The organism is Ruegeria sp. CDSA079, assembly GCF_059612245.1.
This window is the reverse complement of the sequence record NZ_JBXWQF010000030.1, coordinates 14,263-37,973: the sequence shown is the minus strand read 5'-3', so window position 1 is coordinate 37,973 and position 23,711 is coordinate 14,263. Positions and strand designations below refer to the sequence as shown.

Annotated in this window: 25 protein-coding genes, 2 tRNA genes and 1 riboswitch; of the genes, 15 read left to right on the top strand and 12 right to left on the bottom strand. The window is 57.2% G+C overall.

Annotated features, from left to right (window positions below; all coding sequences use genetic code 11):
• Positions 1 to 333 precede the first annotated feature (333 nt).
• Entirely contained in the window at positions 334 to 906 is a 573-nt protein-coding gene (locus AC2FJZ_RS20730) for a recombinase family protein (protein WP_496780015.1), read from the top strand.
• A gap of 101 nt (positions 907 to 1,007) precedes the next feature.
• Here AC2FJZ_RS20730 and AC2FJZ_RS20725 read toward each other — a convergent pair.
• Positions 1,008 to 1,083: transfer RNA gene (locus tag AC2FJZ_RS20725), tRNA-Lys, on the bottom strand.
• 220 nt (positions 1,084 to 1,303) lie between these two features.
• Between AC2FJZ_RS20725 and dapF the strand changes: the two genes are divergently transcribed.
• Together dapF and mtaB are read left to right on the top strand one after the other, a co-directional pair.
• Positions 1,304 to 2,137, top strand: coding sequence for a diaminopimelate epimerase (gene dapF, locus AC2FJZ_RS20720; protein WP_496780013.1), 834 nt, complete (start codon positions 1,304 to 1,306; stop codon positions 2,135 to 2,137).
• Positions 2,134 to 3,390, top strand: coding sequence for a tRNA (N(6)-L-threonylcarbamoyladenosine(37)-C(2))-methylthiotransferase MtaB (gene mtaB / locus AC2FJZ_RS20715; RefSeq protein WP_496780011.1), 1,257 nt, complete (start codon positions 2,134 to 2,136; stop codon positions 3,388 to 3,390). The genes dapF and mtaB overlap by 4 nt, the downstream gene beginning before the upstream one ends.
• A 143-nt stretch (positions 3,391 to 3,533) precedes the next feature.
• On the opposite strand, the gene AC2FJZ_RS20710 is transcribed toward mtaB, so the two are convergent.
• Genes AC2FJZ_RS20710 through petA form a run of 3 tightly spaced genes read right to left on the bottom strand, consistent with a single transcriptional unit; the run spans position 3,534 to position 6,273 of the window.
• Positions 3,534 to 4,325, bottom strand: a complete 792-nt coding sequence (locus tag AC2FJZ_RS20710; protein WP_050604513.1) for a cytochrome c1 — start codon at positions 4,323 to 4,325, stop codon at positions 3,534 to 3,536.
• A 17-nt stretch (positions 4,326 to 4,342) separates the two neighbouring features.
• Complete coding sequence (petB, locus tag AC2FJZ_RS20705; RefSeq protein WP_496780009.1) at positions 4,343 to 5,674, bottom strand: cytochrome b; 1,332 nt, start codon at positions 5,672 to 5,674, stop codon at positions 4,343 to 4,345.
• A 14-nt stretch (positions 5,675 to 5,688) separates the two neighbouring features.
• Positions 5,689 to 6,273, bottom strand: coding sequence for a ubiquinol-cytochrome c reductase iron-sulfur subunit (petA, locus tag AC2FJZ_RS20700; RefSeq protein WP_050604515.1), 585 nt, complete (start codon positions 6,271 to 6,273; stop codon positions 5,689 to 5,691).
• Between the two features lie 464 nt (positions 6,274 to 6,737).
• Here petA and AC2FJZ_RS20695 point away from each other — a divergent pair, with 464 nt between their 5' ends.
• Positions 6,738 to 7,181 carry a c-type cytochrome gene (locus AC2FJZ_RS20695; protein WP_496780007.1) on the top strand — a complete coding sequence of 148 codons (444 nt, stop codon included), beginning with the start codon at positions 6,738 to 6,740 and terminating at the stop codon, positions 7,179 to 7,181.
• Positions 7,182 to 7,203: 22 nt separating this feature from the next.
• On the opposite strand, the gene AC2FJZ_RS20690 is transcribed toward AC2FJZ_RS20695, so the two are convergent.
• Positions 7,204 to 7,812, bottom strand: coding sequence for a glutathione S-transferase (locus AC2FJZ_RS20690; RefSeq protein WP_496780005.1), 609 nt, complete (start codon positions 7,810 to 7,812; stop codon positions 7,204 to 7,206).
• 70 nt (positions 7,813 to 7,882) lie between these two features.
• Positions 7,883 to 8,497 (bottom strand): FMN-binding negative transcriptional regulator, encoded by a 615-nt coding sequence (locus AC2FJZ_RS20685; protein ID WP_496780003.1) that lies wholly within the window; start codon positions 8,495 to 8,497, stop codon positions 7,883 to 7,885.
• A 54-nt stretch (positions 8,498 to 8,551) separates the two neighbouring features.
• A riboswitch (FMN riboswitch) is annotated at positions 8,552 to 8,751 on the top strand.
• 129 nt (positions 8,752 to 8,880) lie between these two features.
• Between AC2FJZ_RS20685 and AC2FJZ_RS20680 the strand changes: the two genes are divergently transcribed.
• The 5 genes from AC2FJZ_RS20680 to cobO all read left to right on the top strand — a co-directional run bounded on the left by AC2FJZ_RS20680 (position 8,881) and on the right by cobO (position 12,830).
• Positions 8,881 to 9,321 carry a 6,7-dimethyl-8-ribityllumazine synthase gene (locus AC2FJZ_RS20680; RefSeq protein WP_496780001.1) on the top strand — a complete coding sequence of 147 codons (441 nt, stop codon included), beginning with the start codon at positions 8,881 to 8,883 and terminating at the stop codon, positions 9,319 to 9,321.
• 125 nt (positions 9,322 to 9,446) lie between these two features.
• Positions 9,447 to 10,547, top strand: coding sequence for a chorismate synthase (aroC, locus tag AC2FJZ_RS20675; RefSeq protein WP_496779999.1), 1,101 nt, complete (start codon positions 9,447 to 9,449; stop codon positions 10,545 to 10,547).
• The gene (locus AC2FJZ_RS20670; protein WP_496779997.1) at positions 10,531 to 11,193 is read left to right on the top strand and encodes an HD domain-containing protein; all 663 of its coding nucleotides are present in this window, start codon (positions 10,531 to 10,533) and stop codon (positions 11,191 to 11,193) included. The genes aroC and AC2FJZ_RS20670 overlap by 17 nt, the downstream gene beginning before the upstream one ends.
• 45 nt (positions 11,194 to 11,238) lie before the next feature.
• Entirely contained in the window at positions 11,239 to 12,174 is a 936-nt protein-coding gene (locus tag AC2FJZ_RS20665) for a DMT family transporter (RefSeq protein WP_496779996.1), read from the top strand.
• Positions 12,175 to 12,230: 56 nt separating this feature from the next.
• Positions 12,231 to 12,830 carry a cob(I)yrinic acid a,c-diamide adenosyltransferase gene (gene cobO, locus AC2FJZ_RS20660; protein WP_050604523.1) on the top strand — a complete coding sequence of 200 codons (600 nt, stop codon included), beginning with the start codon at positions 12,231 to 12,233 and terminating at the stop codon, positions 12,828 to 12,830.
• A gap of 35 nt (positions 12,831 to 12,865) precedes the next feature.
• On the opposite strand, the gene AC2FJZ_RS20655 is transcribed toward cobO, so the two are convergent.
• The 5 genes from AC2FJZ_RS20655 to AC2FJZ_RS20635 form a co-directional block, all read right to left on the bottom strand.
• The gene (locus AC2FJZ_RS20655) at positions 12,866 to 13,084 is read right to left on the bottom strand and encodes a hypothetical protein (RefSeq protein ID WP_157054211.1); all 219 of its coding nucleotides are present in this window, start codon (positions 13,082 to 13,084) and stop codon (positions 12,866 to 12,868) included.
• Positions 13,085 to 13,293: 209 nt separating this feature from the next.
• Entirely contained in the window at positions 13,294 to 14,862 is a 1,569-nt protein-coding gene (locus tag AC2FJZ_RS20650; protein ID WP_496670138.1) for an alkaline phosphatase D family protein, read from the bottom strand.
• 137 nt (positions 14,863 to 14,999) lie between these two features.
• Positions 15,000 to 15,365, bottom strand: coding sequence for an SPW repeat domain-containing protein (locus AC2FJZ_RS20645; RefSeq protein WP_050604526.1), 366 nt, complete (start codon positions 15,363 to 15,365; stop codon positions 15,000 to 15,002).
• Between the two features lie 111 nt (positions 15,366 to 15,476).
• On the bottom strand, positions 15,477 to 16,427 hold the full coding sequence (locus AC2FJZ_RS20640) for an AraC family transcriptional regulator (RefSeq protein ID WP_496779993.1): 951 nt from the start codon (positions 16,425 to 16,427) through the stop codon (positions 15,477 to 15,479).
• A 106-nt stretch (positions 16,428 to 16,533) separates the two neighbouring features.
• Positions 16,534 to 17,400 carry a branched-chain amino acid aminotransferase gene (locus AC2FJZ_RS20635; RefSeq protein WP_050604528.1) on the bottom strand — a complete coding sequence of 289 codons (867 nt, stop codon included), beginning with the start codon at positions 17,398 to 17,400 and terminating at the stop codon, positions 16,534 to 16,536.
• A 159-nt stretch (positions 17,401 to 17,559) separates the two neighbouring features.
• Here AC2FJZ_RS20635 and AC2FJZ_RS20630 point away from each other — a divergent pair, with 159 nt between their 5' ends.
• The 6 genes from AC2FJZ_RS20630 to dxs all read left to right on the top strand — a co-directional run bounded on the left by AC2FJZ_RS20630 (position 17,560) and on the right by dxs (position 22,817).
• Positions 17,560 to 18,072: a MarR family winged helix-turn-helix transcriptional regulator gene (locus AC2FJZ_RS20630; RefSeq protein ID WP_050604529.1), complete on the top strand. Its 513-nt coding sequence runs from the start codon at positions 17,560 to 17,562 to the stop codon at positions 18,070 to 18,072.
• Complete coding sequence (locus AC2FJZ_RS20625) at positions 18,069 to 18,770, top strand: response regulator (protein ID WP_050604530.1); 702 nt, start codon at positions 18,069 to 18,071, stop codon at positions 18,768 to 18,770. Before AC2FJZ_RS20630 ends, AC2FJZ_RS20625 begins: the two co-directional genes overlap by 4 nt.
• A 69-nt stretch (positions 18,771 to 18,839) precedes the next feature.
• Positions 18,840 to 19,766 (top strand): histone deacetylase family protein, encoded by a 927-nt coding sequence (locus AC2FJZ_RS20620; RefSeq protein ID WP_496779990.1) that lies wholly within the window; start codon positions 18,840 to 18,842, stop codon positions 19,764 to 19,766.
• Complete coding sequence (locus tag AC2FJZ_RS20615) at positions 19,763 to 20,005, top strand: exodeoxyribonuclease VII small subunit (RefSeq protein ID WP_050604532.1); 243 nt, start codon at positions 19,763 to 19,765, stop codon at positions 20,003 to 20,005. The genes AC2FJZ_RS20620 and AC2FJZ_RS20615 overlap by 4 nt, the downstream gene beginning before the upstream one ends.
• Positions 20,006 to 20,872, top strand: a complete 867-nt coding sequence (locus tag AC2FJZ_RS20610) for a polyprenyl synthetase family protein (RefSeq protein ID WP_496779988.1) — start codon at positions 20,006 to 20,008, stop codon at positions 20,870 to 20,872. It begins immediately after the preceding gene.
• 16 nt (positions 20,873 to 20,888) lie between these two features.
• Positions 20,889 to 22,817: a 1-deoxy-D-xylulose-5-phosphate synthase gene (gene dxs, locus AC2FJZ_RS20605; RefSeq protein WP_050604534.1), complete on the top strand. Its 1,929-nt coding sequence runs from the start codon at positions 20,889 to 20,891 to the stop codon at positions 22,815 to 22,817.
• Between the two features lie 731 nt (positions 22,818 to 23,548).
• Here the strand turns inward: dxs and AC2FJZ_RS20600 are convergent.
• A tRNA-Thr gene (locus tag AC2FJZ_RS20600) sits at positions 23,549 to 23,624 on the bottom strand.
• Between the last annotated feature and the right edge of the window lie 87 nt (positions 23,625 to 23,711).

Genomic DNA, 23,711 nt, shown 5'->3' with positions numbered 1-23,711 from the left:
AGATGCCCGAAAGTCTTCCTGTCAGCCATCGCACTCGCCGCACTCGTCATCTATTGGCTATGAGTCCTGAGCCTAGCTTAGAGTATGCAGAAGTCTCTTAACGGGACAACCAAGCGATTTTTTCAGCCGCAATAATAAGAACAATAATCCCCCTCCTTTTTGAAGTCGGTTTCCAAAACCCCCCACCCCTTAGATTCCAGCTGAAAACTCTGCCAATAGGCCAAGGTTTTGTGTCCATCTGCCGAGGGTGGCGGAAATGGTGGCAATGAAGTCGATCCCGGCTTTTGGCAAGCAATTGCCTCAACGTCTAGGAACCTAAAGGAGATCACCACCATGATCATTGGATACGCAAGAACATCTACACTGGAACAACAAGCAGGACTGGAAGCCCAACAGAAGAAACTCTCAGAAGTTGGATGCGAGAAAATTTACTCCGAACAAGTCTCCTCTGTTGCACGTAGAGAGACGCTCAGTGAAGCTCTCAGCTTCTGCAGAGAAGGAGATGTCCTCATAGTCACCAAGCTTGACCGCCTTGCTCGTTCAGTCAGACATCTGGGAGAGATCGTGGATGAGCTAACCAAGAGAGGCATCGCACTGAGAGTACTCGACATGTCCCTTGATACTTCCTCAGCTACAGGGAAGCTTATGCTGAATGTCCTTGGGTCCATCTCTCAATTCGAACGGGAGATGATGTTGGAGCGGCAGCGAGAGGGAATAGACAAAGGCAAGGCAACAATCCATTCCTGCCGCGACACATATGCCACCCGCATGTTGAACAAGGGTATGAGATTGGAAGAGGTTTCGCATCTTCTAGGTCACGCAACAGTCCAGCAAACTCAGAAATACGCAAAGTTTGCAAACCGGCCAGTTGCGGCAAAAGCACGGGAATACCTAAACTCTGACTGACCCAACAAAATCACTCAGCACGTTTTTCGGAATAGTATGTACCTACTATACTTCTCAGGAGCGTGCTGAAGTGGTTAAGTGTTTACTTTAATTGAAAAAAGTGGTGAGCCGTGCAGGATTCGAACCTGCGACCCACTGATTAAAAGTCAGTTGCTCTACCAACTGAGCTAACGGCCCACTCTTTTGCTGGATCTTTTAGATCCGTGGCGCTCTTTAAGGCAATTCCCTGATCAGGTTCAAGCCCTTATTTTACGCCTCGCTTCACCATCACATCTTGTGTTTCCGGCGACCCGATAGGCGGCCTAATTAGGCAGGTGTCGCAGGGGGGTCAACCCCTTTTTTCAGGATTCTGCGCAACAGGGTGGATTCATGTTCTGACCGGGGTTATATCGCCGCTATGCAACAGAGACTCGATACCGGTTTGCCCTTCATGAAGATGCATGGGTTGGGAAATGACTTTGTCATCGTGGACGCGCGCGGCCGCGATTTCCAGATCACCCCGGCTCTCGCAAAGGGAATCGGGCATCGACACTTTGGTGTGGGTTTCGACCAACTGGCCGTAATCGAAAATGGCAAAGCGGACGCGCATCTGGTCTTCTACAATTCCGATGGATCGACCTCGGCCGCCTGTGGCAATGCCACACGCTGCATCGCGCGGTTTCTAATGGATGAGACCGGAAGTGGGGTGGTAACTTTGACCACCGAACGTGGAACGCTCTACGCGAAAGATGAGGGCGAAGGGCTGACATCGGTCAACATGGGATCGCCCCAGCTGAAATGGGACGAAATCCCATTGGCTGAACAGATGGATACGTTGGAACTGCCGATAGAATGGGCGCCAACGGCAACCGGCATGGGCAACCCCCATTGCACATTCTTCGTCGAAAACGCCGAGGCGATCCCGCTGGCGGAGTTCGGCGCGCGCTATGAATACCATCCCCTCTATCCTGAAAGGACCAATGTGCAGGTGGCGCAGATTACAGGGCCGGACCGCATCCGAATGCGGGTGTGGGAGCGCGGAGTAGGCATCACCCTAGCCTCCGGCTCTTCGTCTTGTGCAACAGCCGTCGCCGCGGCACGGCGCGGGCTAACCGGTCGTAAAGTTCAGATCGACCTGGACGGCGGTACTCTCTGGATCGACTGGCGCGAGGACGGAGTCTGGATGACCGGGCCAACAGCCCATGTCTTTTCGGGCACGCTGACATCGGAATTTTTGAGGTCGATGGGATGAACCCGCCCAAGTTTACCACTCTGGGCTGCCGCCTGAACGCCTATGAGACCGAGGCGATGAAAGAACTGTCGCAGCAGGCGGGTCTGACGGACGCTGTGGTGGTGAACACATGCGCGGTTACAGCCGAGGCTGTTCGCAAAGCCCGGCAAGAGATTCGCAAGCTGCGGCGCGAAAACCCCCACGCCCGTCTGATCGTCACGGGCTGCGCCGCCCAAACGGAACCCGAGACCTTTGCCCAAATGGACGAGGTCGATGCGGTCATCGGCAATACCGAGAAGATGCAGCCCGACACCTGGAAAGGTATGGCAGCCGATTTCATTGGCGAGACCGAGGCGGTTCAGGTCGACGATATCATGTCAGTCACCGAAACGGCCGGCCACCTGATCGACGGCTTTGGCACACGTTCACGTGCCTATGTGCAGGTCCAAAACGGCTGTGACCACCGCTGTACCTTTTGCATCATTCCCTACGGCCGGGGCAACTCGCGCAGTGTGCCCGCAGGTGTTGTGGTGGATCAGATCAAGAGGCTGGTGGACAAGGGATATAACGAGGTGGTTTTGACCGGCGTTGACCTGACCTCTTGGGGTGCGGATCTGCCCGCTCAACCCAAACTGGGCGATCTGGTGATGCGCATTCTCAAGCTGGTGCCAGATTTGCCACGCCTGCGGATCAGTTCGATCGACTCAATCGAGGTCGACGAGAACTTGATGCAGGCTATAGCGACCGAGCCACGCCTGATGCCGCACCTGCATCTGTCGCTGCAACACGGGGATGACCTGATCCTAAAGCGGATGAAACGCCGCCACCTGCGCGATGATGCCATCCGATTTACTGAAGACGCGCGGAAACTGCGCCCTGATATGACCTTCGGTGCGGATATCATCGCGGGCTTTCCAACAGAGACCGAAGCGCATTTCGAAAACTCGCTCAGGCTGGTCAATGATTGTGACCTGACATGGCTGCACGTATTCCCGTATTCCAAACGCGACGGCACACCAGCTGCGCGGATCCCACAGCAGATAAATGGAACGGTCATCAAAGACCGCGCCGCCCGACTACGCGCGGCCGGAGACGCTCAGGTATCCAGGCACCTGTCGGAACAGTTCGGCAAGACCCATCACATCCTGATGGAAAACCCTCATATGGGCCGGACCGAGCAATTCACCGAAGTAATCTTCGACACGCCTCAGCCCGAAGGTCAGATCGTAATCACGGCAATCACCGGACAGACCGCAACCCAGCTTACAGCCTGATCCGCCCTTCATCTGGCCAAAAATATCTCGGGGATGAATTGGCCGAAGGCCAAGAAAGGGCTGGCCCCTTTTATACGACCAGAAAAAGGAAAACCCCCGCAACCTGACGGCGCGGGGGTTTTGATTTCAGTATCCCGAAAAGATCAATCTTCTTTGCGAAGCTTGCCTTTATGCGGTGCCCAAAGGCGCTTGTTAACCAGATAGAGCAGCACCGAAAGAACGGTCAGGAAAATCACGCCAACAAAGCCAGCGTTCTTGCGCTCCATCATCTTCGGCTCGGCCGCCCACATCAGGAAGGCTGAGACGTCTTCCGACATGTGTTCGACAGAGTTCGAATGTCCGTCAGCAAAGTCGACCTGTTCGTCCGATAGCGGCGGTGCCATCGAAATCCACCCCCCGGGGAAGGCTTTGTTTTCGTAGAGGACAGAGCCTGCCTCTTCTTTCTCTTCACCGGTGTAGCCGTCCAGCAGCGAGGCGATGTATTCGGCACCGCCCATGCCTTTTACCAGTTGATTGATGCCCAGACCGTAAGGCCCGTGGAAGCCCGCGCGGGCCTTGGCCATCAGGCTCAGGTCCGGTGCGCCAACACCGGTATTGGCCGGGAAATGGTCTGTCGGGATTGCCGGGCGGAAGTCGTCCAGCTCAGGGTCGAACACTTCGAAGTTTTCCGCTGCATAAGCGATAACTTCTTCTTCTGAATAGCCCAGCGCTGTCAGATCGCGCAGAGGTACATATTGCAGGCCATGGCAGGCGGCACAGACCTCGGTATAGATCTGCAGGCCGCGCTGCAGCTGATGTTGATCCCAGGTACCGAAGGGGCCTTCGAACGAGAAGGCGAAATCTTCGATATGCTGCTCACCGCCGCCTGCCGCAATGGATGCAGCAGGGGTCAGGGCCAGAGCAAACGCGGCGCCGATTGCAAGTTTCTTGAACATGTTTCCGGTCCCTCTTCTTACTCGGCCGGCGTGGCGTCGGCGCCAGCCTTGCCATAATGCGCGTTGAAGTCTTCTTCGATCGTCTCCGGCTGTGCCAGAGGCTTCTCGATCACACCGAGGATCGGCAGGATCACGAAGAAATAGGCGAACCAGTAGGCGGACGCGATCAGCGAGAAGGTCGCATAGGGCTCTTCCGCAGGCATCGCACCCAGCCACATCAGGGCAAAGAAGTCGATGATCAGCAGGTAGAACCACCATTTGAACATCGGACGGTACTTGCCCGAACGCACGCTCGAGGTGTCCAGCCAGGGCGCCAGCGCCATGGCCAGGATCGCACCGAACATCGCGATCACACCAAAGAACTTGGCGTCGACGATGCCGCCGGTGATGAAGCTGGCGAACTGAACAACCCAGACCTCACCGGTGAAGGCCCGCAGGATCGCGTAGAACGGCAGGAAGTACCATTCGGGCACGATATGCGCCGGTGTGACCAACGGGTTGGCTTCGATGTAGTTATCCGGGTGGCCCAGATAGTTCGGCATGTAGCCGACGATGGCCCAGAACACGACCAGGATAACGGCCAGCGCGAACAGGTCCTTGATCACGAAATATGGCCAGAACGGCAGCGTGTCTTTCTCGGCCTCGGCTTTCGAGCCACGGCGAACCTCAACACCTGTCGGGTTGTTGTTGCCGGTGGTGTGGAAGGCCCAGATGTGCACGATCACCAGCGCCGCGATAACGAAAGGCAGCAGGTAGTGCAGCGAGAAGAAGCGGTTCAGCGTGGCATTGTCCACGGCGGGTCCGCCCAGCAGCCAGGTCTGGATCGCTTCGCCCACAAACGGGATCGCACCAAACAGGCCGGTGATAACAGTCGCACCCCAGAAGGACATCTGACCCCAGGGCAGAACGTAGCCCATGAAGGCAGTGCCCATCATCATCAGATAGATCAGCATACCGATGATCCACGTGATCTCACGCGGGGCTTTGTACGAACCGTAGAACAGGCCACGGAAGATATGGATGTAGACCGCAACAAAGAACAGCGACGCGCCATTCATGTGAATGTAGCGCAGCATATAGCCGCCATTCACGTTGCGCATGATGTGCTCAATGCTGGCGAAGGCCAGATCGACATGTGGGGTATAGTGCATCACCAGAACGATACCGGTGACGATTTGCAGCGCCAGGCAGAAGGCCAGGACGATGCCCCAGATCCACCACCAGTTCAGGTTCTTGGGGGTTGGGATCATCAGGGTGTCATACAGCAGGCCGACGATCGGCAGACGGCTGTTCAGCCACTTCTCGCCGTTTGACTTCGGCTCGTAGTGATCGTGGGGAATTCCGGACATAAACTGGGTCTCCCTTAGCCGAGTTTGATGGTTGTTGCGTCGACCCACTCAACAGGCGGGACAGGCAGGTTCTCAGGCGCGGGGCCTTTACGGATACGACCGGCAAGGTCGTAGTGCGAACCGTGGCAGGGGCAGAACCAGCCACCAAAGTCGCCAGCATCTCCCAGAGGCACACAACCGAGGTGCGTACATACGCCCATCTGAACGATCCAGGCACCTGCCGCTTCGCCTTCGGGCGAAGGCATCACGCGGTTGGCGTCAGTTGCAGGTGCATCCGGATTCAGGTTGAAGTTCCGTGCCAGCGGATCAGGCAGGTTGCCAACGGCTTCCTCGTCCTGCTGCTGCGCGTCGGCAATCTCGGCACCAGTGCGGTGGCGGATAAAGACGGGTTTGCCCAGCCACTTAACGGTCAGCTGTGTACCCGGCTCGACCCCGCTTACATCCGTGCGGATCGACGACAGCGCCTGCACGTCTGCTGACGGGTTCATTTGGTTGATCAGGGGCCATACGGCTGCACCCGTCGCAACGACACCTGCGCCGCCAGCGACGTAATACAGGAAATCTCTGCGGGTGCCTTCGTGGTCTTCTGCGTGGGACACGAGGTTATCTCCGGTTGTCTGGCGCCCGCGGACGGGCAAAAAGCTCGCGCACCGCGTGAAAGCGGCGTCTTAAACGCGCTTACTATCGGGGAGAATAGTGTTCGTCCAGCGTTCATAAACGCGCAATACGCCGCATGTGCCGCTTCATATGGCTACCGGAGCTGTTTTTTTGGTGAATCTCGCGCTCAACTTTGTTCGTGAGCTCGAATCAGGCCAGCTTGATTCGATTGCCAGCGTATGCCCTCAATACGTTCCAACAGGTGTGTATTTTTGATTTCGAGCACCACTGATTTGCGCGCTGGATGCTCACAATCAAGCCGGCAGGAACGGGATTGTTTTCAGGAAAATCATATTCCCGAAATAGATGATTTAAATTGCAAATTGTGCACTTTTACTTCGTTGCACTTTTTGCGCGAATACAGGACAGCAGGCAAAACGCGCGAACTCCAGTAAGGAGACCCCCCATGTCAAATACCCTCCTGGCCACTGCTGTGTTTACATTGACCCTATCCAATCAGGCCCTTGCCGCAGGTGATCCCGAAAAGGGAAAGGCGATGTATAACCGCTGCTCCTCGTGCCATGCCATCATCAAGGACGGAGAAGTGCTGGTCAAAGGTGGAATCACCGGGCCGAATCTCTATGGCGTTATCGGGCGAGTCGCCGGATCCGAGAACGACTACCGTTATGGCAGTGAACGCTTGCCTGTTGGAATGTTCACCGATGACATGATCCGCGCCGGTGAAGAAGGTTTGGTCTGGACCGAAGAAAACATTGCGGCCTACTCAAAAGACCCGATCGGGTTCATCAAGGACTACCTCGATGACGATACCGCCCGCCCAAACATGAGCGTCAAGCTCAAGAAGGGTGCGGAAGATATCGCCGCGTATCTGGCGACGTTCAGCCAGTAACGCAGGCGCGGCTGCGGATGCCTTAGCCCGGTGGGCGGGTGGCCACCATGCTGGGTAGCTCGCCAAATTCCGCAAACCAGGTTGCAAGCGCTTCATTGCCCTTGCGCCAACCTCGCGCATCGTGGCGCAGATCCAGATAGCCCAGCGCGCAGCCGACAGCGACCTGCCCCATATCCAGCGGGCCTGACAAATGCGCCATCCAGCGCTGGTTCAGAACCGCGCAGGCACGATCGATCTTGACCCACTGCGACTCGATCCAGGCGTCCCACTTTTTGTCTTCTGGGCGCAGACGATCCTCGTAAGTCATCAAAAGGGCCGCATCCAGAATCCCATCGGCCAGCGCCTCGAGCGTCAGAACGTCCCAACGACCAGCATTCTCAGGATAAAGCTTTCCGCCGGAACGGGCATCCAGAAATGCGCAGATCACGCGGCTATCGAACAATGTCGGGCCATCCGGGCGTTCCAGCGCCGGAACTTTGGTCAAAGGCGCCTTGCTGACCAGCGACTCAGCCGGTGCAACCGGCGTTCCAGCCACCGTCTCCAGCTCAACATCTTCAAGCTGATCTGTTTCATGCAGCAAAACCATGACTTTGCGCACATAGGGCGACGTCAGACTGTGGTAGAGTTTCATCGGCAGACTCCCTGTTTGCGCCGACCTTACAGGAGGTCCGCAAAAACAAAAGACTTCACTTCACCGACGGCTAAGCCTTGTGCATCAACTCTTGCAGAGCCGTCAGTTCGGACCCGATCCCCGAGGACGCAACCTGTTCAGATGCCCGGGCGCGCACATCATCGGTCTTGTTCTGGCTCAACTTCCATGTGCCCTGAATATCCTCGACCTGCATTCGGCATGGCACAATCATCCGCATCATCTTGGTCAGAGCCTCGTCTGACATCTTGCCCGTGCCCCATGGCGGTTTAGGCAGCAGGCGCTCTTCAAAGAAAGCTGATTGCCTGTTCAAAAGATCCAACATCTCGTCCTGCGGACGCAGCTCCAGCTGCCCGGTCAAATGCACGGCCACGTAGTTCCAGGTCGGAACCTGATCCTCCACTTCATACCAATCCGGCGAGATATACCCATCTGGTCCTTGCACCGCGATCTTGACGTTTTTCGGCGTGCGCAGCGCCCGCACGATAGGATTTGAGCGTACAAGATGCAGTTCGGCCACCCGACCATCATCTGACAAAAGAAACGGCACGTGGCTCAACAGGGGGGCACCAATCGCAGATAATGCCAGCACGCCGAATCCTCGGTCACGTGCAAAATCAATGTGGCGCGCGCGGTCCTCGGCGCGGAAGGCGGGGTTCGGGTGCATGGTGGTCCTCCTGTCAAATCTGTTGCAGACAGGGTCCGATCTATGCAAGGTCCAACTTGTTCTCAGGGCGGGGCGAAATTCCCCACCGGCGGTATGCGGGCGATGATCCGTAAGCCCGCGAGCGGCCCCGCAGTGTCTACGATCCGAAAAGTGGAAACCGGTTTTCGGATAAATTGTAGAAGCACCAAAGGGTGTCAGCAGATCTGGTGAGAAGCCAGAGCCGACGGTTACAGTCCGGATGAAAGAGAACGTGTGAGTAGCGCCGCCCAGCGGCGTGCTTGCCCGTGATCGCCTTGGGTGACGTGTCATACCGTGCTGGCGGCGAAAAGTGAGAATCGGTTTTCGCGACCGCCAGCAGGCCACCAAACTGAAAGGAGATCATGATGACACACACCCGCTATGCCTTCATCAAAGCCAACTGGCATTCCGATATCGTCGACCGCGCGTTGGACGGGTTTTTGGAGCTCATTCCCGCCGAGCAGGTCGATGTCTTCGATGTCCCCGGCGCGTTCGAAATGCCCCTGCTGGCCCGCGACCTGGCCCAAACCGGCAAATATGCAGCCGTTGCCTGTGCCGCTTTTGTCGTCGATGGCGGCATCTACAGGCACGATTTCGTCGCACAGGCCGTCGTCGATGGATTGATGCGCGCTGGAATGGACACGGGTATACCCGTCCTGTCCGTCTCGCTGACGCCGCATCAATATCAGGAGACCGACCACCACAACGCCATTTACCGCGACCATTTCGTTCAGAAAGGGCGCGAAGCGGCTCAGGCCGCGCTGATGATCGCAGACACCCGCGCGAAAGTCGCGCAGGCCGCCTGAGCTTCATCTTTTCCAAAATACTCAAATGCGCCGCCCACCGGGCGGCGTTCACGTCATCAAAGGCCAAATCCGCTTGAGGCCGGGGGCCTTGCCCGCTAATCACAACCCTCAAAGGAGTACACCCCATGTCGATGAACAGCTTTGGACATCTTTTCCGCGTCACCACCTGGGGTGAAAGCCACGGCCCTGCTTTGGGCGCCACGGTCGACGGGTGCCCTCCGGGCGTTGCAATCGACGAAGCCATGATCCAGCACTGGCTGGACAAGCGCAAACCGGGGCAAAACAAGTTCACCACTCAGCGGCGCGAACCCGATCAGGTGAAAATCCTCTCGGGCGTGTTTGAGGGCCAGACTACTGGCACACCCGTCCAACTGATGATCGAGAACACCGATCAACGGTCGAAAGACTACGGTGATATTATGGACAAGTTTCGTCCGGGCCACGCCGATATCACTTACTGGCAGAAATACGGCATCCGCGACTATCGCGGTGGCGGGCGCAGTTCGGCGCGGGAAACCGCGTCACGTGTCGCCGCTGGAGGACTGGCACGCGAAGCGATTAAGCAGATTGCGCCCAACGTGCAGATCTCGGGTTACATGACCCAGATCGGACCGCATAAGATTGATCGCGCTAAATTCGACTGGTCTCAGATCGAACAGAACCCGTTCTGGACGCCCGACGCATCAGCCGCAGAAGATTGGGCCGCGTATCTGGACGACCTGCGCAAGTCCGGCAACTCCGTCGGTGCCATGGTCGAGGTCGTCGCGCGCGGTGTCCCTGCCGGGATCGGTGCGCCAGTATATGCCAAGTTAGACACCGATCTGGCCGCCGCGATGATGTCCATCAACGCCGTCAAGGGCGTCGAGATTGGCGAAGGCATGGCTGCCGCTGAACTGACGGGCGAAGCCAACGCGGATGAAATCTTCATGGGGCAGAATGGTCCACAATACAGCTCGAACCACGCCGGTGGCATTCTGGGCGGTATCTCGACCGGACAAGACATCGTGGTGCGTTTTGCGGTCAAGCCGACCTCGTCAATCCTGACAACACGAAAGACAATCACGAAATCGGGCGAGGAAACCGAGATCATTACCAAAGGCCGTCATGACCCCTGCGTTGGCATCCGAGCCGTTCCAGTGGGGGAGGCGATGATGGCCTGCGTGATCCTCGACCACCTGCTGCTGCATCGTGGCCAGATCGGAGAGAACCGTGGACGGATCGGCTGATCTGCGCACGCGCCTGCGGGCAGCGGTCGCGCACCGCATGGAGACCGATCCGGCCCATGATCTGGCCCATCTGGATCGTGTTTGGACCAACGCGCAGGCCATCGCGGATGAAAAAACCGATATGTCGGTTTTGCTGGCCGCAAGTTATCTGCATGATCTTGTAAATCTGCCAAAGGACGATCCGGACCGGCATCTGGCCTCTCGCAGATCCGCAGCGATATCAGAGCCTATTTTGGCGGAACTAGGATATAATTCGACCCAGATCCGTGCCATCCAACACGCGATCGAAGCCCATAGCTTTTCGGCCAATATCATCCCAAAAACGGCCGAAGCGCGCATTCTGCGCGATGCAGATCGGCTTGACGCCTTGGGTGCCATCGGTATCGCCCGTAACTTTTCCGTCTCCGGTGCTTTGGGGCGCACACTTTATGATCCGACAGATCCTTTTGCCCAAAACCGGTCTCTGGACGACCTGCACTTCTCACTCGACCATTGGAAGGTCAAGCTGCTGTCCCTGCCCGGTGACATGCTGACCGAGACCGGAAGGCAGATTGCCGAACAACGCACCGAGCGTATGATCCGCTATCTCGAAGAATTCGCGGAAGAAATCGGCAATTCCCTGCCTCAATCCTGGGTGAATGACTAAACCCAACCGTTGATCTTTGCCCGCCAAAGGCGCAGGTTCGCGCCGATGACAAAACCCTTAACATCGCATCGACCTCTGCTGGCAGTTACGCTGAAACTGGGCGCTCTGTTCCTTTTCACGTCGATGTCCGCTGTGGTCAAAGCGCTATCGGACGAGTTTCCTCCGGGCCAGTTGGTGTTCTTTCGTTCCCTGTTTGCGATTCCTGTCATCATTATTTGGCTCGTCGCGCGTGGAGAGTTGTCCAGAGGCTTTGTGGTCAAGAAACCCATGGGCCATTTCTGGCGCGGTGTTCTGGGAACCGGCGCCATGGGGCTTACTTTCACCGGCCTCAGCTTGCTGCCGTTGCCCGAAGTGACGGCAATTGGTTATGCCACGCCAATCTTCACCCTGATTCTGGCTGCTGTGATGCTGGGAGAACGGATTCGCCTGATCCGCATCGGCGCGGTGGCTCTTGGCCTGTTAGGGGTCCTGATCATGATTTGGCCGCGCCTGGGCAGCACCGAGATGGAGGTCGCCGCCACCGTCGGCGCGCTGTGTGTTTTGGGGGCTACTATCGCCCGGGCTTTTGTTCAGATCCATATCCGGCAATTGGTCAAGGTCGATCATCCTGCAGCAATTGTCTTCTATTTCTCAATGACCGCGACGCTACTGTCGGCGCTGACAGCGTTCTGGGGATGGTCAATGCCAACGTGGAATCAGGCTCTAATTCTGGTCATGATGGGCCTGATCGGCGGGGTTGCGCAGATTCTGGTCACGTCCTCTTACCGCTTTGGTCAGGCTTCGATGCTGGCACCTTATGACTATGCGACCATGCTGTTTGCGATTGTGATCGGCTATGTCTGGTTTGACGAACTTCCAACGCTTGCAATCCTGATCGGGGCTGCATTGGTGATCGCCGGCAATGTCGTTGTGATCTGGCGCGAACACCAGTTGGGGCTCGAGCGCGGCAAGGCCCGGTCGGTTACGGACCCCAAAGCGTGACTTTACCTTTTGTAATCTTCGCCTAGGTTGGGCCGGACAATCAAAGAGGTTCCCCCATGAGCGACACGCAGGATCACAAGGAAAAGATGCAGAAGGTGCAAGCCAAGCACCGCAAGAAAGTGTCCGAGGCGGTTGACCCCGGTCGCGGTCTGGTTTTGATCAACACCGGCAAGGGCAAAGGCAAATCTTCGGCCGCCTTTGGCGTGGTTATCCGTGCGCTGGGCTGGGGCCAGAAGGTCGCCGTGGTACAATTCATCAAAGGCAAGTGGAAAACAGGCGAGCGCCGCTTCTTTGAGGAACGCGATCTGGTCACATGGCACACGATGGGTGAAGGTTTTACCTGGGACACGCAGGATCGCGAGCGCGACATCGCCGCCGCAAACGCCGCTTTCGACAAGGCGCGCGCCCTGATGTCCAGTGGCGAATACGATCTGGTTGTACTGGATGAGATCAACATCGCCCTTCGCTATGAATACCTGACGGTAGAACAAGTGATCGACGGCCTGAACGCGCGGTCGGACAAGACCAGTGTGTTCCTAACTGGTCGTGATGCCCCGCAGGCGCTGCGAGACTATGCTGATCTGGTCACTGAAATGACCGAAGAAAAACACCCGTTCCAGGCGGGGATCAAAGCACAGCGCGGCGTAGACTTTTGATCTGTATCTGACTTAGGCCTTCGGGCGCACGTCAATCAGCCAAAGCGGCTCAGGGTCGTTTCAAGAATCTGTCTAAGCGAGGCACGTGGGGTAAGATCACCAACTTCTGATCTTTCAGGCGGCGTCGCTTCGACATTGTCGCGGCGCGGCTTTTGGCGGTCGACATAGGCGCAATAGTCACTGTCGCAACAGGTGCATCCACACGAAGCCAGTGCGTCATGGCGTGCCATTAATTCATCTAGAGACTCGCGCATTTTAACCTCGTTCTGATCAGACAGAGTCGTTTCCTGAGCGGCGGCAGGCTCTCACCAAGATCATGCTAAGCCTGCAAACCACCCCGAAACTTTGAGCTTGATGGTACATCATCTGGCGCCGCCCGCAACCTGACTGTTTTAGTCGGAATCTTCAAGTCATAAAACACCCCGAAAATAACTCGGGGTGCTAGACAGGTTCGTACCGGAAATCAGAGCGCGCGATTTTGCGGGTCCAGCGTAACCGACCACAGTTCGGTATCTGCCCGGTCCATCAGGCGAACCGTCATCTGCTCGGTCGCGCCATCGATGTCCACCAGACCAAAGAACTGCAGACCTTCACTGGGCGGCAGGTTTACCCCCTGCCCGTCGGCGGGTGCTTTGACGAATTTGACCTCGGGGCCGAATGTGCCATCCAGCGCGTTTGGACCAAAAGTTCCCGCGTGCAGCGGGCCCGAAACAAACTCCCAAAACGGTTCGAAATCCTGGAATTGAGCTTTGTTAGGGTCATAGTAATGCGCAGCGGTATAATGCACATCCGCCGTGAACCAGACCGTGTTGGTGACGCCAGCCGTTTTGATGAAACGCAGCAGATCAGCGATCTCCAACTCGCGACCCTTGGCCGGTCCACTATCACCGTTTGAGATCGCCTCTGCTCCGGCCTGTTCTTTCCAATTGTCCCAGACGATCAGCCCAATTGGCATATCCGAGGCAATCACCTTCCAAGTCGCTTGCGAAGACGCCAGCTCTTGCTTGAGCCATGCCAGTTGTTCGGCGCCCAGAATGCGGGACTGTTCTGTGATTTCATCATCCATCGAGGGGCCGTTAGGCCCGCGATAACTGCGCAGGTCCAGAAAGAAGACGTCCAGCATCGGCCCGTATGAGATCTTGCGATACACACGCCCGGGCTCTGCTGGCGTGATGCGCAGCGGTGTCATTTCGTGGAAGGCGCGCCCGGCGCGCGATTGCAGAACATGCACCGACTTCTCGGTGTACCGATCATCCGAAATCAGGTCTTTTGCATCAGACCAGTTGTTCACAACCTCATGGTCATCCCACTGGAAGAAGGTCGGGCAAAGGGCGTTCATGGCGCGCACATGTTCGTCCATCATATTGTATTTCCACTGAGCGCGGAATTCGTCCAGCGTTTCGGCCACTTTTCGTTTCTCGTCGATCAGGGTCGAGTTCTTCCAGATCAGCTGGCCGTCCTTCTCGACCTCATCATTCATAGGGCCATCAGCATAGACGGTGTCGCCTGAGTGAATGAAGAAGTCAGGCTTGTACTGTGCCATGGTTGCGTAAGTGCGCATACCTTCATCATCAATACCCCATCCCTGCCCAGCCGTGTCACCGGACCAGGCAAAACGAACGTTGCGGCGTGACGTCGGTGCGGTGCGGAATTGCCCAATAATAGGCTCTGATACGGCGTTGATGTCGCTCAGATCGGCGGCAACGAACCGGTAAAATATGTCCTGATCTGACGGCAGGCCATCGACCAGGCGCTTGATGGCAAAATCGCTGTTCGGAATGGCATCCATCGGCGCGAGTTTGCGGGCGTCCGCAAAGCTTTCAGTAGTCGAAACTTCCATCATCACGCGAGACGGTCGATCAGTGCGGGTCCAGATCATGCCCGATGTCGTATCGACATCGCCAGATTGAACACCGTGTGTGAATACGGGGCGCGATGCGGCACGGCTGATGGCTGGCACGGCCAGCGATGCGACAAAGGCGGTACTGCCTGCCAGAAAAGAACGGCGGTTTGGGCGAAAGATCTTGGTCATAGTGGGGCTCTCCTGTCTGATGACCGATTCCTCGATCACGCGATTGGTGCACCAATATGAGCCGCCGATTTGTAAAACCGGCGGCTCAGTTTCTTGACACTATCATGATGATACCATGACAGGTGTGGACAACGTCGTCAGGCGGCGACTTCCTGCTCGGGCGCGCTGAGCGAGATAACCAGCACCACAGCCGCACCGTTCAGCCAATAGAATGCAGCATCTAAACCTGAGAAACCCAGAACGCTGGGCGCAAACAGGAAGGTGATCCCGACGATCAAGTCTACGGCCAGATGAAACTTGTAAGGCAGGACACGCCAAATACCCAGGTGGTGATCTGTGAGAACTGTGAGAACAAACGCGGCCACGCCGGTGACAACCGAAAGCCACAGAGCCAACGGGTTGGACTGACCCAACCCCAGCAGGAACGGCAACGTCATCAGTGCAATGGCAACCGGGTAATCCAGATAGGCGTGGACAGAGCGGGTAACGAAACGCAGGGACATAAGAGCTTCCTTTTCTCAATCAGTGATGAAAAGAAAATAGGAAGCCTGATCCGAACGTTGCATTCCTGATCGTATCAGAAAACATGCAGATCGTTCAGAAATCTCGGCGTATTAATGCGTGGCGCGGTACGCCGCCGGTGACAGCCCAACCTGTTTCTTGAACACGCGCGAAAACGCGGCTTCAGAGGCATACCCAACCTCGGCCGCTGCATCCGCCACGTTCCAACGCGCCTCGGTCAGGCCGTGGCAGGCGATCTGCATCCGCCAGTCCGTGAGGTACTGCATCGGTGTTGTCCCCATCTTCTCGGCAAAAAGCTGAGCAAAGGCAGTGCGCGACATACCGGCCTCTCGTGCCAAAGACGCAACGCTCCAATCCTCGGCCGGGGCTTGGTGGAATGCGGTCAGGGCCCGCGAGATGCGCAGATCAGCAAATCCTGCCAACGCGGAATCCTGTGGGCTCTGACGTTCCAGATAGGCCCGGATTGCCTGAGCAAACAGAACTTCGGACAGTTTCAAAGCGATCAGATCCCCGCCAATCCTTGCGCCTGAAACCTCAGAGCCAATCATACGCAAGGTCGATTCCATCCACGACCCGGCCTCTTCGCCATAGTTTTCTAACAGAATATAGGGCGGCAAGCGGTCGATCAGCATGTGCCCTGCGCCTTTTCGTCCGGCTGGGCCAGTGAACGAGAAATGACCGCAGATCAGTTGCGTATCCCGTTCTTCATCATGACCGCCATAAACCAACACACCGTCGCCCGTATAACCCGCAATCTCCAACACCTGCTCCAGAGGCAACGCATCCGGCGGCTTTATTTCGGCACATAGCAACGCGTGTGGTGCGCCGTGTGGGATCAATATCAGGTCCCCCTGCCTTAGCCGCAGGGTTTCCCCTGTGGTAGAGACGTATACCTTGAGCTCGCCACGCTGCACAAAATGAAACCGGGCCACGTTTTCGAACCCCGGCACCTGAATGCCGAAGGGTGGTGTGAACGATGTGCGGAAGTAAAACGTGCCTCGCAAGGACAGGCGGGTGAGAATATCGCTGAGAAGATCCAACATGCGCTGAACATACGTGATTCGGGCAATTCGTCCAGATCACCGGACGGATTGCACGATAATTTGCACGTTCTGCAACAAAACCCCCGCCTTGGCGGGGGTAGAACGCTTACGAACGGACCAGTTTCTCGTAGTCTTCCGCGATGTCGCGTGTCAGGTCGCCGACCTCGAAGGTGTACTCACCAATCTGCCCAACAGGCGTAACTTCGGCAGCCGTACCGGTCAGCCAGCATTGTTCGAAGTCAGCCATTTCCTCGGGCTTAATGCGGCGTTCGTGCACTGTGATGCCCTTGTCTTTCAGCATCTGGATGACGGTCTGTCGGGTGATGCCATTCAGGAAACAGTCTGCCAGAGGCGTGTGAACCTCGTCATCTTTGACGAAAAACACGTTCGCGCCGGTGGCCTCGGCCACATATCCGCGCCAATCCATGAACAAAGCGTCCGAGCATCCCTTGGCTTCGGCCTTGTGCTTCGAGATGGTGCAAATCATGTAAAGACCTGCCGCCTTGGCGTGAACCGGGATGGTTTCAGGGCTGGGGCGTTTCCATTCGGCAATGTCCAGCTTTGCGCCCTGCATCTTGGCATCGCCATAGTAAGCCCCCCAAGGCCAGACCGCGACTGCCATGCGCACCGGGTTCTTGGCCGAGGCCACACCCATGTCTTCGCCGGATCCGCGCCAGACCAAGGCACGTATATAAGCGTCTTGCAGACCGCTGGCTTTCAGGACTTCTTCCTTGGCTGCTTCGATTTCATCAATCGAATAGGGCATTGGCATGTCCAGCGCCTCGGCCGAGGCAATCAGGCGCTCGGAATGTTCGCGGCTTTTGAAGATCTTGCCGTTGTATGCGCGCTCGCCTTCAAATACGGACGATGCATAGTGCATTGCGTGGGTCAGAATGTGCACAGTGGCGTCGCGCCAGGGCACCAACTTGCCATCCAACCAAATGGTGCCATCACGATCATCATACCCCGCCATGCGAAACCTCCTGAACCGGGTTGAATTTGCGATTGTTGCGCCGATTAAGTCCGATGCGGACATAATATTGCGCAAAAACTGCGATTCGATACCGCTCTACTCTTGGAATGTCAATAACGCTGACATAAACTAGGCCCCTAGTAACGAATGAGGCGTACCATGTCCGACATCCGCCCGGCCCCGCGTTATGGGGGCGAGAGCCTGTTGTTTTTGACCGATGAACAATTACGACAGGGGATCGAGGCCATGTTCTTCGCCTATCGCGGCTTCACCGCGGATCCTGATCGTATCCTCGCGGAATTGGCCTATGGTCGCGCCCACCACCGCGCGATCCACTTCATCAACCGCGCGCCGGGCACTACGGTCAACAACTTGTTAGCTATCCTTGGCGTGACAAAACAGTCTCTAAACAGGGTTTTACGAAGCCTGATCGAAGATGGTCTGGTGGAAAGCCGCGTGGGCACGGTGGACAAACGCGAACGCCACCTATTTCTTACAGAAAAGGGACAGGCGCTGGAAACCACGCTGTCAGATGCTCAGCGCTCAAGAATGCGCGCCGCTTACAAGGATGCCGGCCCCGACGCCGTGACTGGTTTCCGCAAAGTGCTTGAAGCAATGATGGATGCTGATATGCGTCATGCTTATACGAAACTTCGGGATACGACCTCATGAGCGATATGGATGCCCATCTGCTGATTGTTGACGACGACGAGCGCATTCGCGATCTGCTTAAGAAATTCCTGATGCGAAACGGGTTTTTGGTCACCGCAGCGCGGGATGCCGCCCATGCGCGGCGGGTCTTGTCGGGCCTGGATTTCGACATGATTGTCATGGACGTAATGATGCCAGGCGAAGACGGTGTCAGCCTCACAAAATCCCTTCGTGAGACACACAGCACCCCCATCCTTCTATTGACCGCCAAAGGGGAAACCGAACACCGGATTGCGGGGCTTGAGGTCGGGGCGGATGATTATCTGGCGAAACCGTTCGAGCCAAAGGAACTGTTGCTGCGGATCAACGCGATTCTACGCCGGATGCCAGAAACTCCAGCCGAGGAAACGGCGGCAAAGATCCTTTACCTCGGCCCGATCCGCTACGACATTGAGCGGGGTGAAATGTGGCAGGAAGAAGATCCGGTACGGCTGACCGCGACAGAGAGCCAGTTGATGAAGATTTTCTCGGCCCAGCCCGGCGAGCCGATCAGCCGCGCGAAGCTGGTCGAGGATCTGGGGCGCGACAAGGGTCAGGCACAGGAGCGCGCGGTGGACGTTCAGATCACGCGCCTGCGGCGCAAGATCGAACAAGACCCAAAGCAGCCACGCTATTTGCAGACCGTGCGGGGCGCAGGTTATATGCTGGCGCCGGATTGAATGTGCCGCTACGCGGCGTGTTCAGGCCTTCGGCGAGGATATTTTTAGCCAGATGAAGATGGGATTCCAATGACAACTGCCCTTCTGACCCATGCCGATTGTCTGGGCCATATCACTCCTGAGGGCCACCCAGAACGGGTGGCGCGCTTAGAGCATATATTGCACGCCCTGGAGGGGATGGACCTGAAACGTGTGACGGCTCCGCTGGCGGCTGATGACGATCTGTTGCGGGTGCATCCGGAAGGTTATGTTCGCGATATTCGATCCACACGCCCTTCGGACGGGTTCGCACAGATCGATGGGGATACGTTCATGTCGCCGGGCTCGGTCGATGCGGCCTATCGTGCAGCAGGTGCGGTGGTGCGGGCTGTTGATCTGGTGCTGAGTGGCAACGCGTCGAACGCGTTCTGCGCCATTCGCCCACCGGGACACCATGCAGAAACCGAGACAGCCATGGGGTTTTGCCTGTTTGGCAATGCCGCCCTGGCAGCGAAACATGCGCTGGACCATCACGGGCTGAACCGGGTCGCCGTCGTCGATTTCGACGTCCATCACGGTAATGGAACGCAGGATCTGCTGTGGGACGAAGCGCGCGCTCTGGTGATCACCAGCCAGCAGATGCCTCTCTGGCCCGGCTCAGGTCGCAGGGACGAGACGGGTGTTCACGACACGGTTCTGAATATCCCCCTGGCACCGGGCAGCGGTGGCACCGAGATGCGCGCAGCGTACGTGTCTCAGGCGTTTCCGCGGTTGCGGGCGTTCAACCCTGACCTGATCATCATTTCCGCCGGATTCGATGCCCATCAGGACGACCCGCTTGCCAATCTGAACTGGTCCACCGGCGACTTTGCGTGGATCACAGCCGAGCTGTGCAAGATTGCCGATGAGGTTTGTGAGGGCCGTATCGTCTCGACTCTGGAAGGCGGGTATGATCTGAACGCATTGGCCGAGGCCACACGCGCCCACGTGGAAGAATTGATGAAGGCAGCACGATGACCGATACCCCAGTTGAGCAGATGACATTCGAGCAGGCCATGAAAGAGCTTGAGGCCGTTGTGGGCCAGCTTGAACGCGGCGACGTGGCGTTGGATCAGTCGATCGCGCTTTATGAGCGCGGAGCGGCCCTGAAGAAACGGTGCGAAGACGAGTTGAAGCGGGCTGAAGAGAAAGTGGCCGCGATCACTCTGGATGCCACAGGGCAACCCACCGGGACCACGCCTGTCGAAGGTCAGTAAATGTTCCCCGAAAGACTGGCGCAGGATGCGGCACGCATTCAGGATCACTTTGATCTGGTTCTGGGTGCGCTGGAAGACATCAACGTAACGCGAGCCATGGCCTATGCCACACAAGGCGGCAAACGGTTGCGCGGGTTTCTGGTGCAGGAAAGCGCGCGTTTGCATGATGTGGATGAGGGCCGCTCGATCTGGCCTGCCACGGGGATCGAAGCGCTGCACGCCTATTCTCTGGTCCATGATGATCTGCCCTGCATGGATGATGACGATCTGCGGCGTGGGCGACCCACCGTTCACGTGAAATGGAATGAAGGGATCGGCGTTCTGGCCGGCGACGCTTTGCAGACCCTGGCGTTCGAGTTGTGTACCCGGCCCGAAGTAGGCGATGCTCAAACGCGTGCGGATCTGGCTCTGACGCTGGCTCAGGCCAGCGGAGCACAAGGCATGGTTCTGGGTCAGGCGCTGGACATTGCCGCGGAAACAGCGGCCACGCCTTTGACGCTGGAACAAATCACCCATTTGCAGGCGGGCAAGACAGGCGCGCTGATCGAATGGTCTGCCTGCGCAGGTGCGCGGCTGGCGCAGGCTGATCCGGCCCCTCTGCGCGACTATGCGCGGGCCCTTGGGCTTGCCTTTCAAATTGCTGATGACATCCTGGACGTCGAGGGTGATGTCGTAAAAGCCGGAAAACGGCTGCAGAAAGACGCAGACGCGGGCAAGGCGACCTTTGTTTCGCTTCTGGGTCTCGAGGCGGCCAAAACCCGCGCGGCAGAGCTGGTTGAAACGGCCTGTGCTGCTTTGGACGGGTACGGTGCGTCAGCAGAAACCTTGAAGGACGCCGCCCGCTTCGTTATTGCCCGGGACAGTTAAGCCAGGAACGCGCCACATGTCTGACCGACCAAATACGCCCTTGCTGGACCTTGTGAACCGCCCCGCGGATCTCAAGCAGTTCTCGGACGCTCAGTTGAATCAGGTGGCGCAAGAATTGCGGGCCGAGACGATCTCGGCCGTATCCGTCACCGGCGGGCATCTCGGGGCTGGTTTGGGTGTAGTCGAACTGACAACGGCGCTGCACGCTGTGTTCGATACGCCGCGCGACAAGATCATCTGGGACGTCGGTCATCAGTGCTATCCCCACAAGATCCTGACCGAGCGCCGCGACCGTATCCGCACCTTACGGATGAAGGACGGGTTGAGCGGATTTACTAAGCGCAGCGAAAGCCCCTATGACCCCTTTGGCGCGGCACATTCCAGCACCTCGATCAGTGCAGCACTTGGTTTTGCCGTGGCCCGCGATCTGGGTGGTGTCACACCTGAAGGTCTGGGCGACGCAATTGCCGTGATCGGCGACGGTTCGATGTCCGCAGGCATGGCATTTGAGGCGATGAACAATGCGGGCCATCTCGGCAAACGTCTGATCGTCATTCTGAACGACAATGAGATGAGCATTGCACCACCAGTGGGCGCCTTGTCCAATTATCTGTCCCGTATCTACGCGGAAGAGCCGTTCCACGATCTGAAGGCTGCCGCAAAAGGCGCGGTCTCGCTTCTGCCCGAGCCATTCCGCGAAGGCGCCAAACGCGCCAAGGAAATGCTGAAAGGCATGGCCGTCGGCGGTACGTTGTTCGAAGAGCTTGGCTTTTCTTACGTCGGCCCCATCGACGGGCATGATCTGGACCAGTTGTTGCCAGTGCTGCGCACCGTCAAGGCGCGGGCGACCGGCCCGATCCTGATCCACGTTCTGACGAAAAAGGGCAAGGGCTATGCTCCTGCCGAGCAAGCCCGCGACAAGGGTCATGCAACGGCAAAGTTCGACGTGGTGACGGGCGAGCAGAAGAAGGCACCGTCCAACGCGCCGTCTTATACGTCAGTCTTTGGCAAGACTTTGGTGGAAGAGGCCGCACGCGATGACAAGATCGTCGCCGTGACCGCCGCCATGCCGGACGGCACCGGTCTGAACCTGTTTGCAGAACGCTACCCGTCGCGCTGTTTCGATGTTGCGATTGCCGAGCAGCATGGGGTGACGTTCTCGGCCGCGCTTGCAGCTGGCGGTATGAAACCGTTCTGTACCATGTATTCGACCTTCCTGCAGCGCGGTTACGATCAGGTGGTCCATGATGTGGCGATCCAGCGTTTGCCAGTACGCTTCGCCATTGACCGCGCAGGCTTGGTAGGCGCCGACGGTGCCACCCATGCCGGGTCGTTCGATATTGCGTATTTGGCCAACCTGCCGGGCATGGTCGTCATGGCCGCCGCAGACGAGGCCGAGCTGATGCATATGGTGGCAACAGCCGTTGCATATGATAAAGGCCCCATCGCCTTCCGTTATCCGCGCGGCGAAGGCGTTGGTGTAGACCTTCCGGAACGCGGAGACGTGATTGAGATCGGCAAGGGCCGCATGATCCAGAAGGGCGCGCGCGTGGCATTGCTGTCTTTCGGAACGCGGTTAGCAGAGGTGCAGAAAGCCGCAGAATCCCTCGCGGGCAAAGGCATAACCCCAACCATCGCCGATGCCCGCTTTGCCAAGCCGCTGGACCGCGCGTTGATCCTAGATCTGGCCGCCAACCACGAAGCGCTGATCACCATTGAAGAAGGTGCAATCGGCGGCTTTGGCAGCCATGTCGCGCAGCTTTTGGCGGATGAAGGCGTTTTTGATCAAGGGTTGAAGTACCGTTCGATGGTCTTGCCCGACACCTTCATCGATCAGGCCAGCCCAGCGGACATGTATGCAGTGGCCGGTATGAATTCCGAGCAAATCGAAGCTAAGGTTCTGGACGTTCTGGGCGTGGCATCCATCGGGGAAAAGCGCGCCTGAGCAGAACCAAATTGCCTCAAGCCTTTCTTACCGCAACGAGAACCGGGACTCATTGGGTTGCTGCCGTTGGAAGAAATTTGGGTTGGCACACCCTTTCAAAATCGTTGACGAACCGAACCGCATTCATACACGCTCTGTAAAGTGTACTGGTCACAAATTGACCAACAAAAGAATTAGAAAACCGATACGAAATTTTATTCATTGATAGGATACCCAATGGGTCAAAGACATTTTTCTACTGCCATAGTGATGTTGGCGGTTTTCTCATTAACCGCCGCCTGTGACGACGGATCAAGTAAAGAGAAATCAGTTACAAAGGTAAGCTATTCAGGCACTTTCAATACCATCAGTGGCAAGCTGTCTGACGGGAGCGATTTTGACGGCGTCGCCTGTGGCTTCCGGGCGCCTACAGAGGCAATTTTTGCCTTCAGACTTCAAACGCCGTGTGTTCCGGAAAGTTTTCTGCCAGAGCGTCTCGTGTCATCTCGGGTAAGTTCGAATGTTCCGATATGACCACCGGATCCTACCGAACGGAACGCATCGAAGAAGGCGCCTTTCTGGAACCTGTTCAGGCAACGGGCGTATTGTCCGACGGGCGGACCAGCACCGCAGTTTTTGCACCCCGCCAAGACGGGTCAGACGAGACTCTCTGCTTCCAATGACGCGAAAGCCAAGGGCATTCCTGGCCGCGTTTTTTGTCAAAATGCGATAGACCAATTTGCTAAGACAACTGGTGCCGCTGAAGGGACTCGAACCCCCGACCCCATCATTACGAATGACGTGCTCTACCAGCTGAGCTACAGCGGCACCGAAATCACCCGCAACTGGTGAAACGGGTGCGATGGCTCGTTTAAACCGTCAGTATGCGGCCTGCAAGCCCACTTGCGCGCGTTT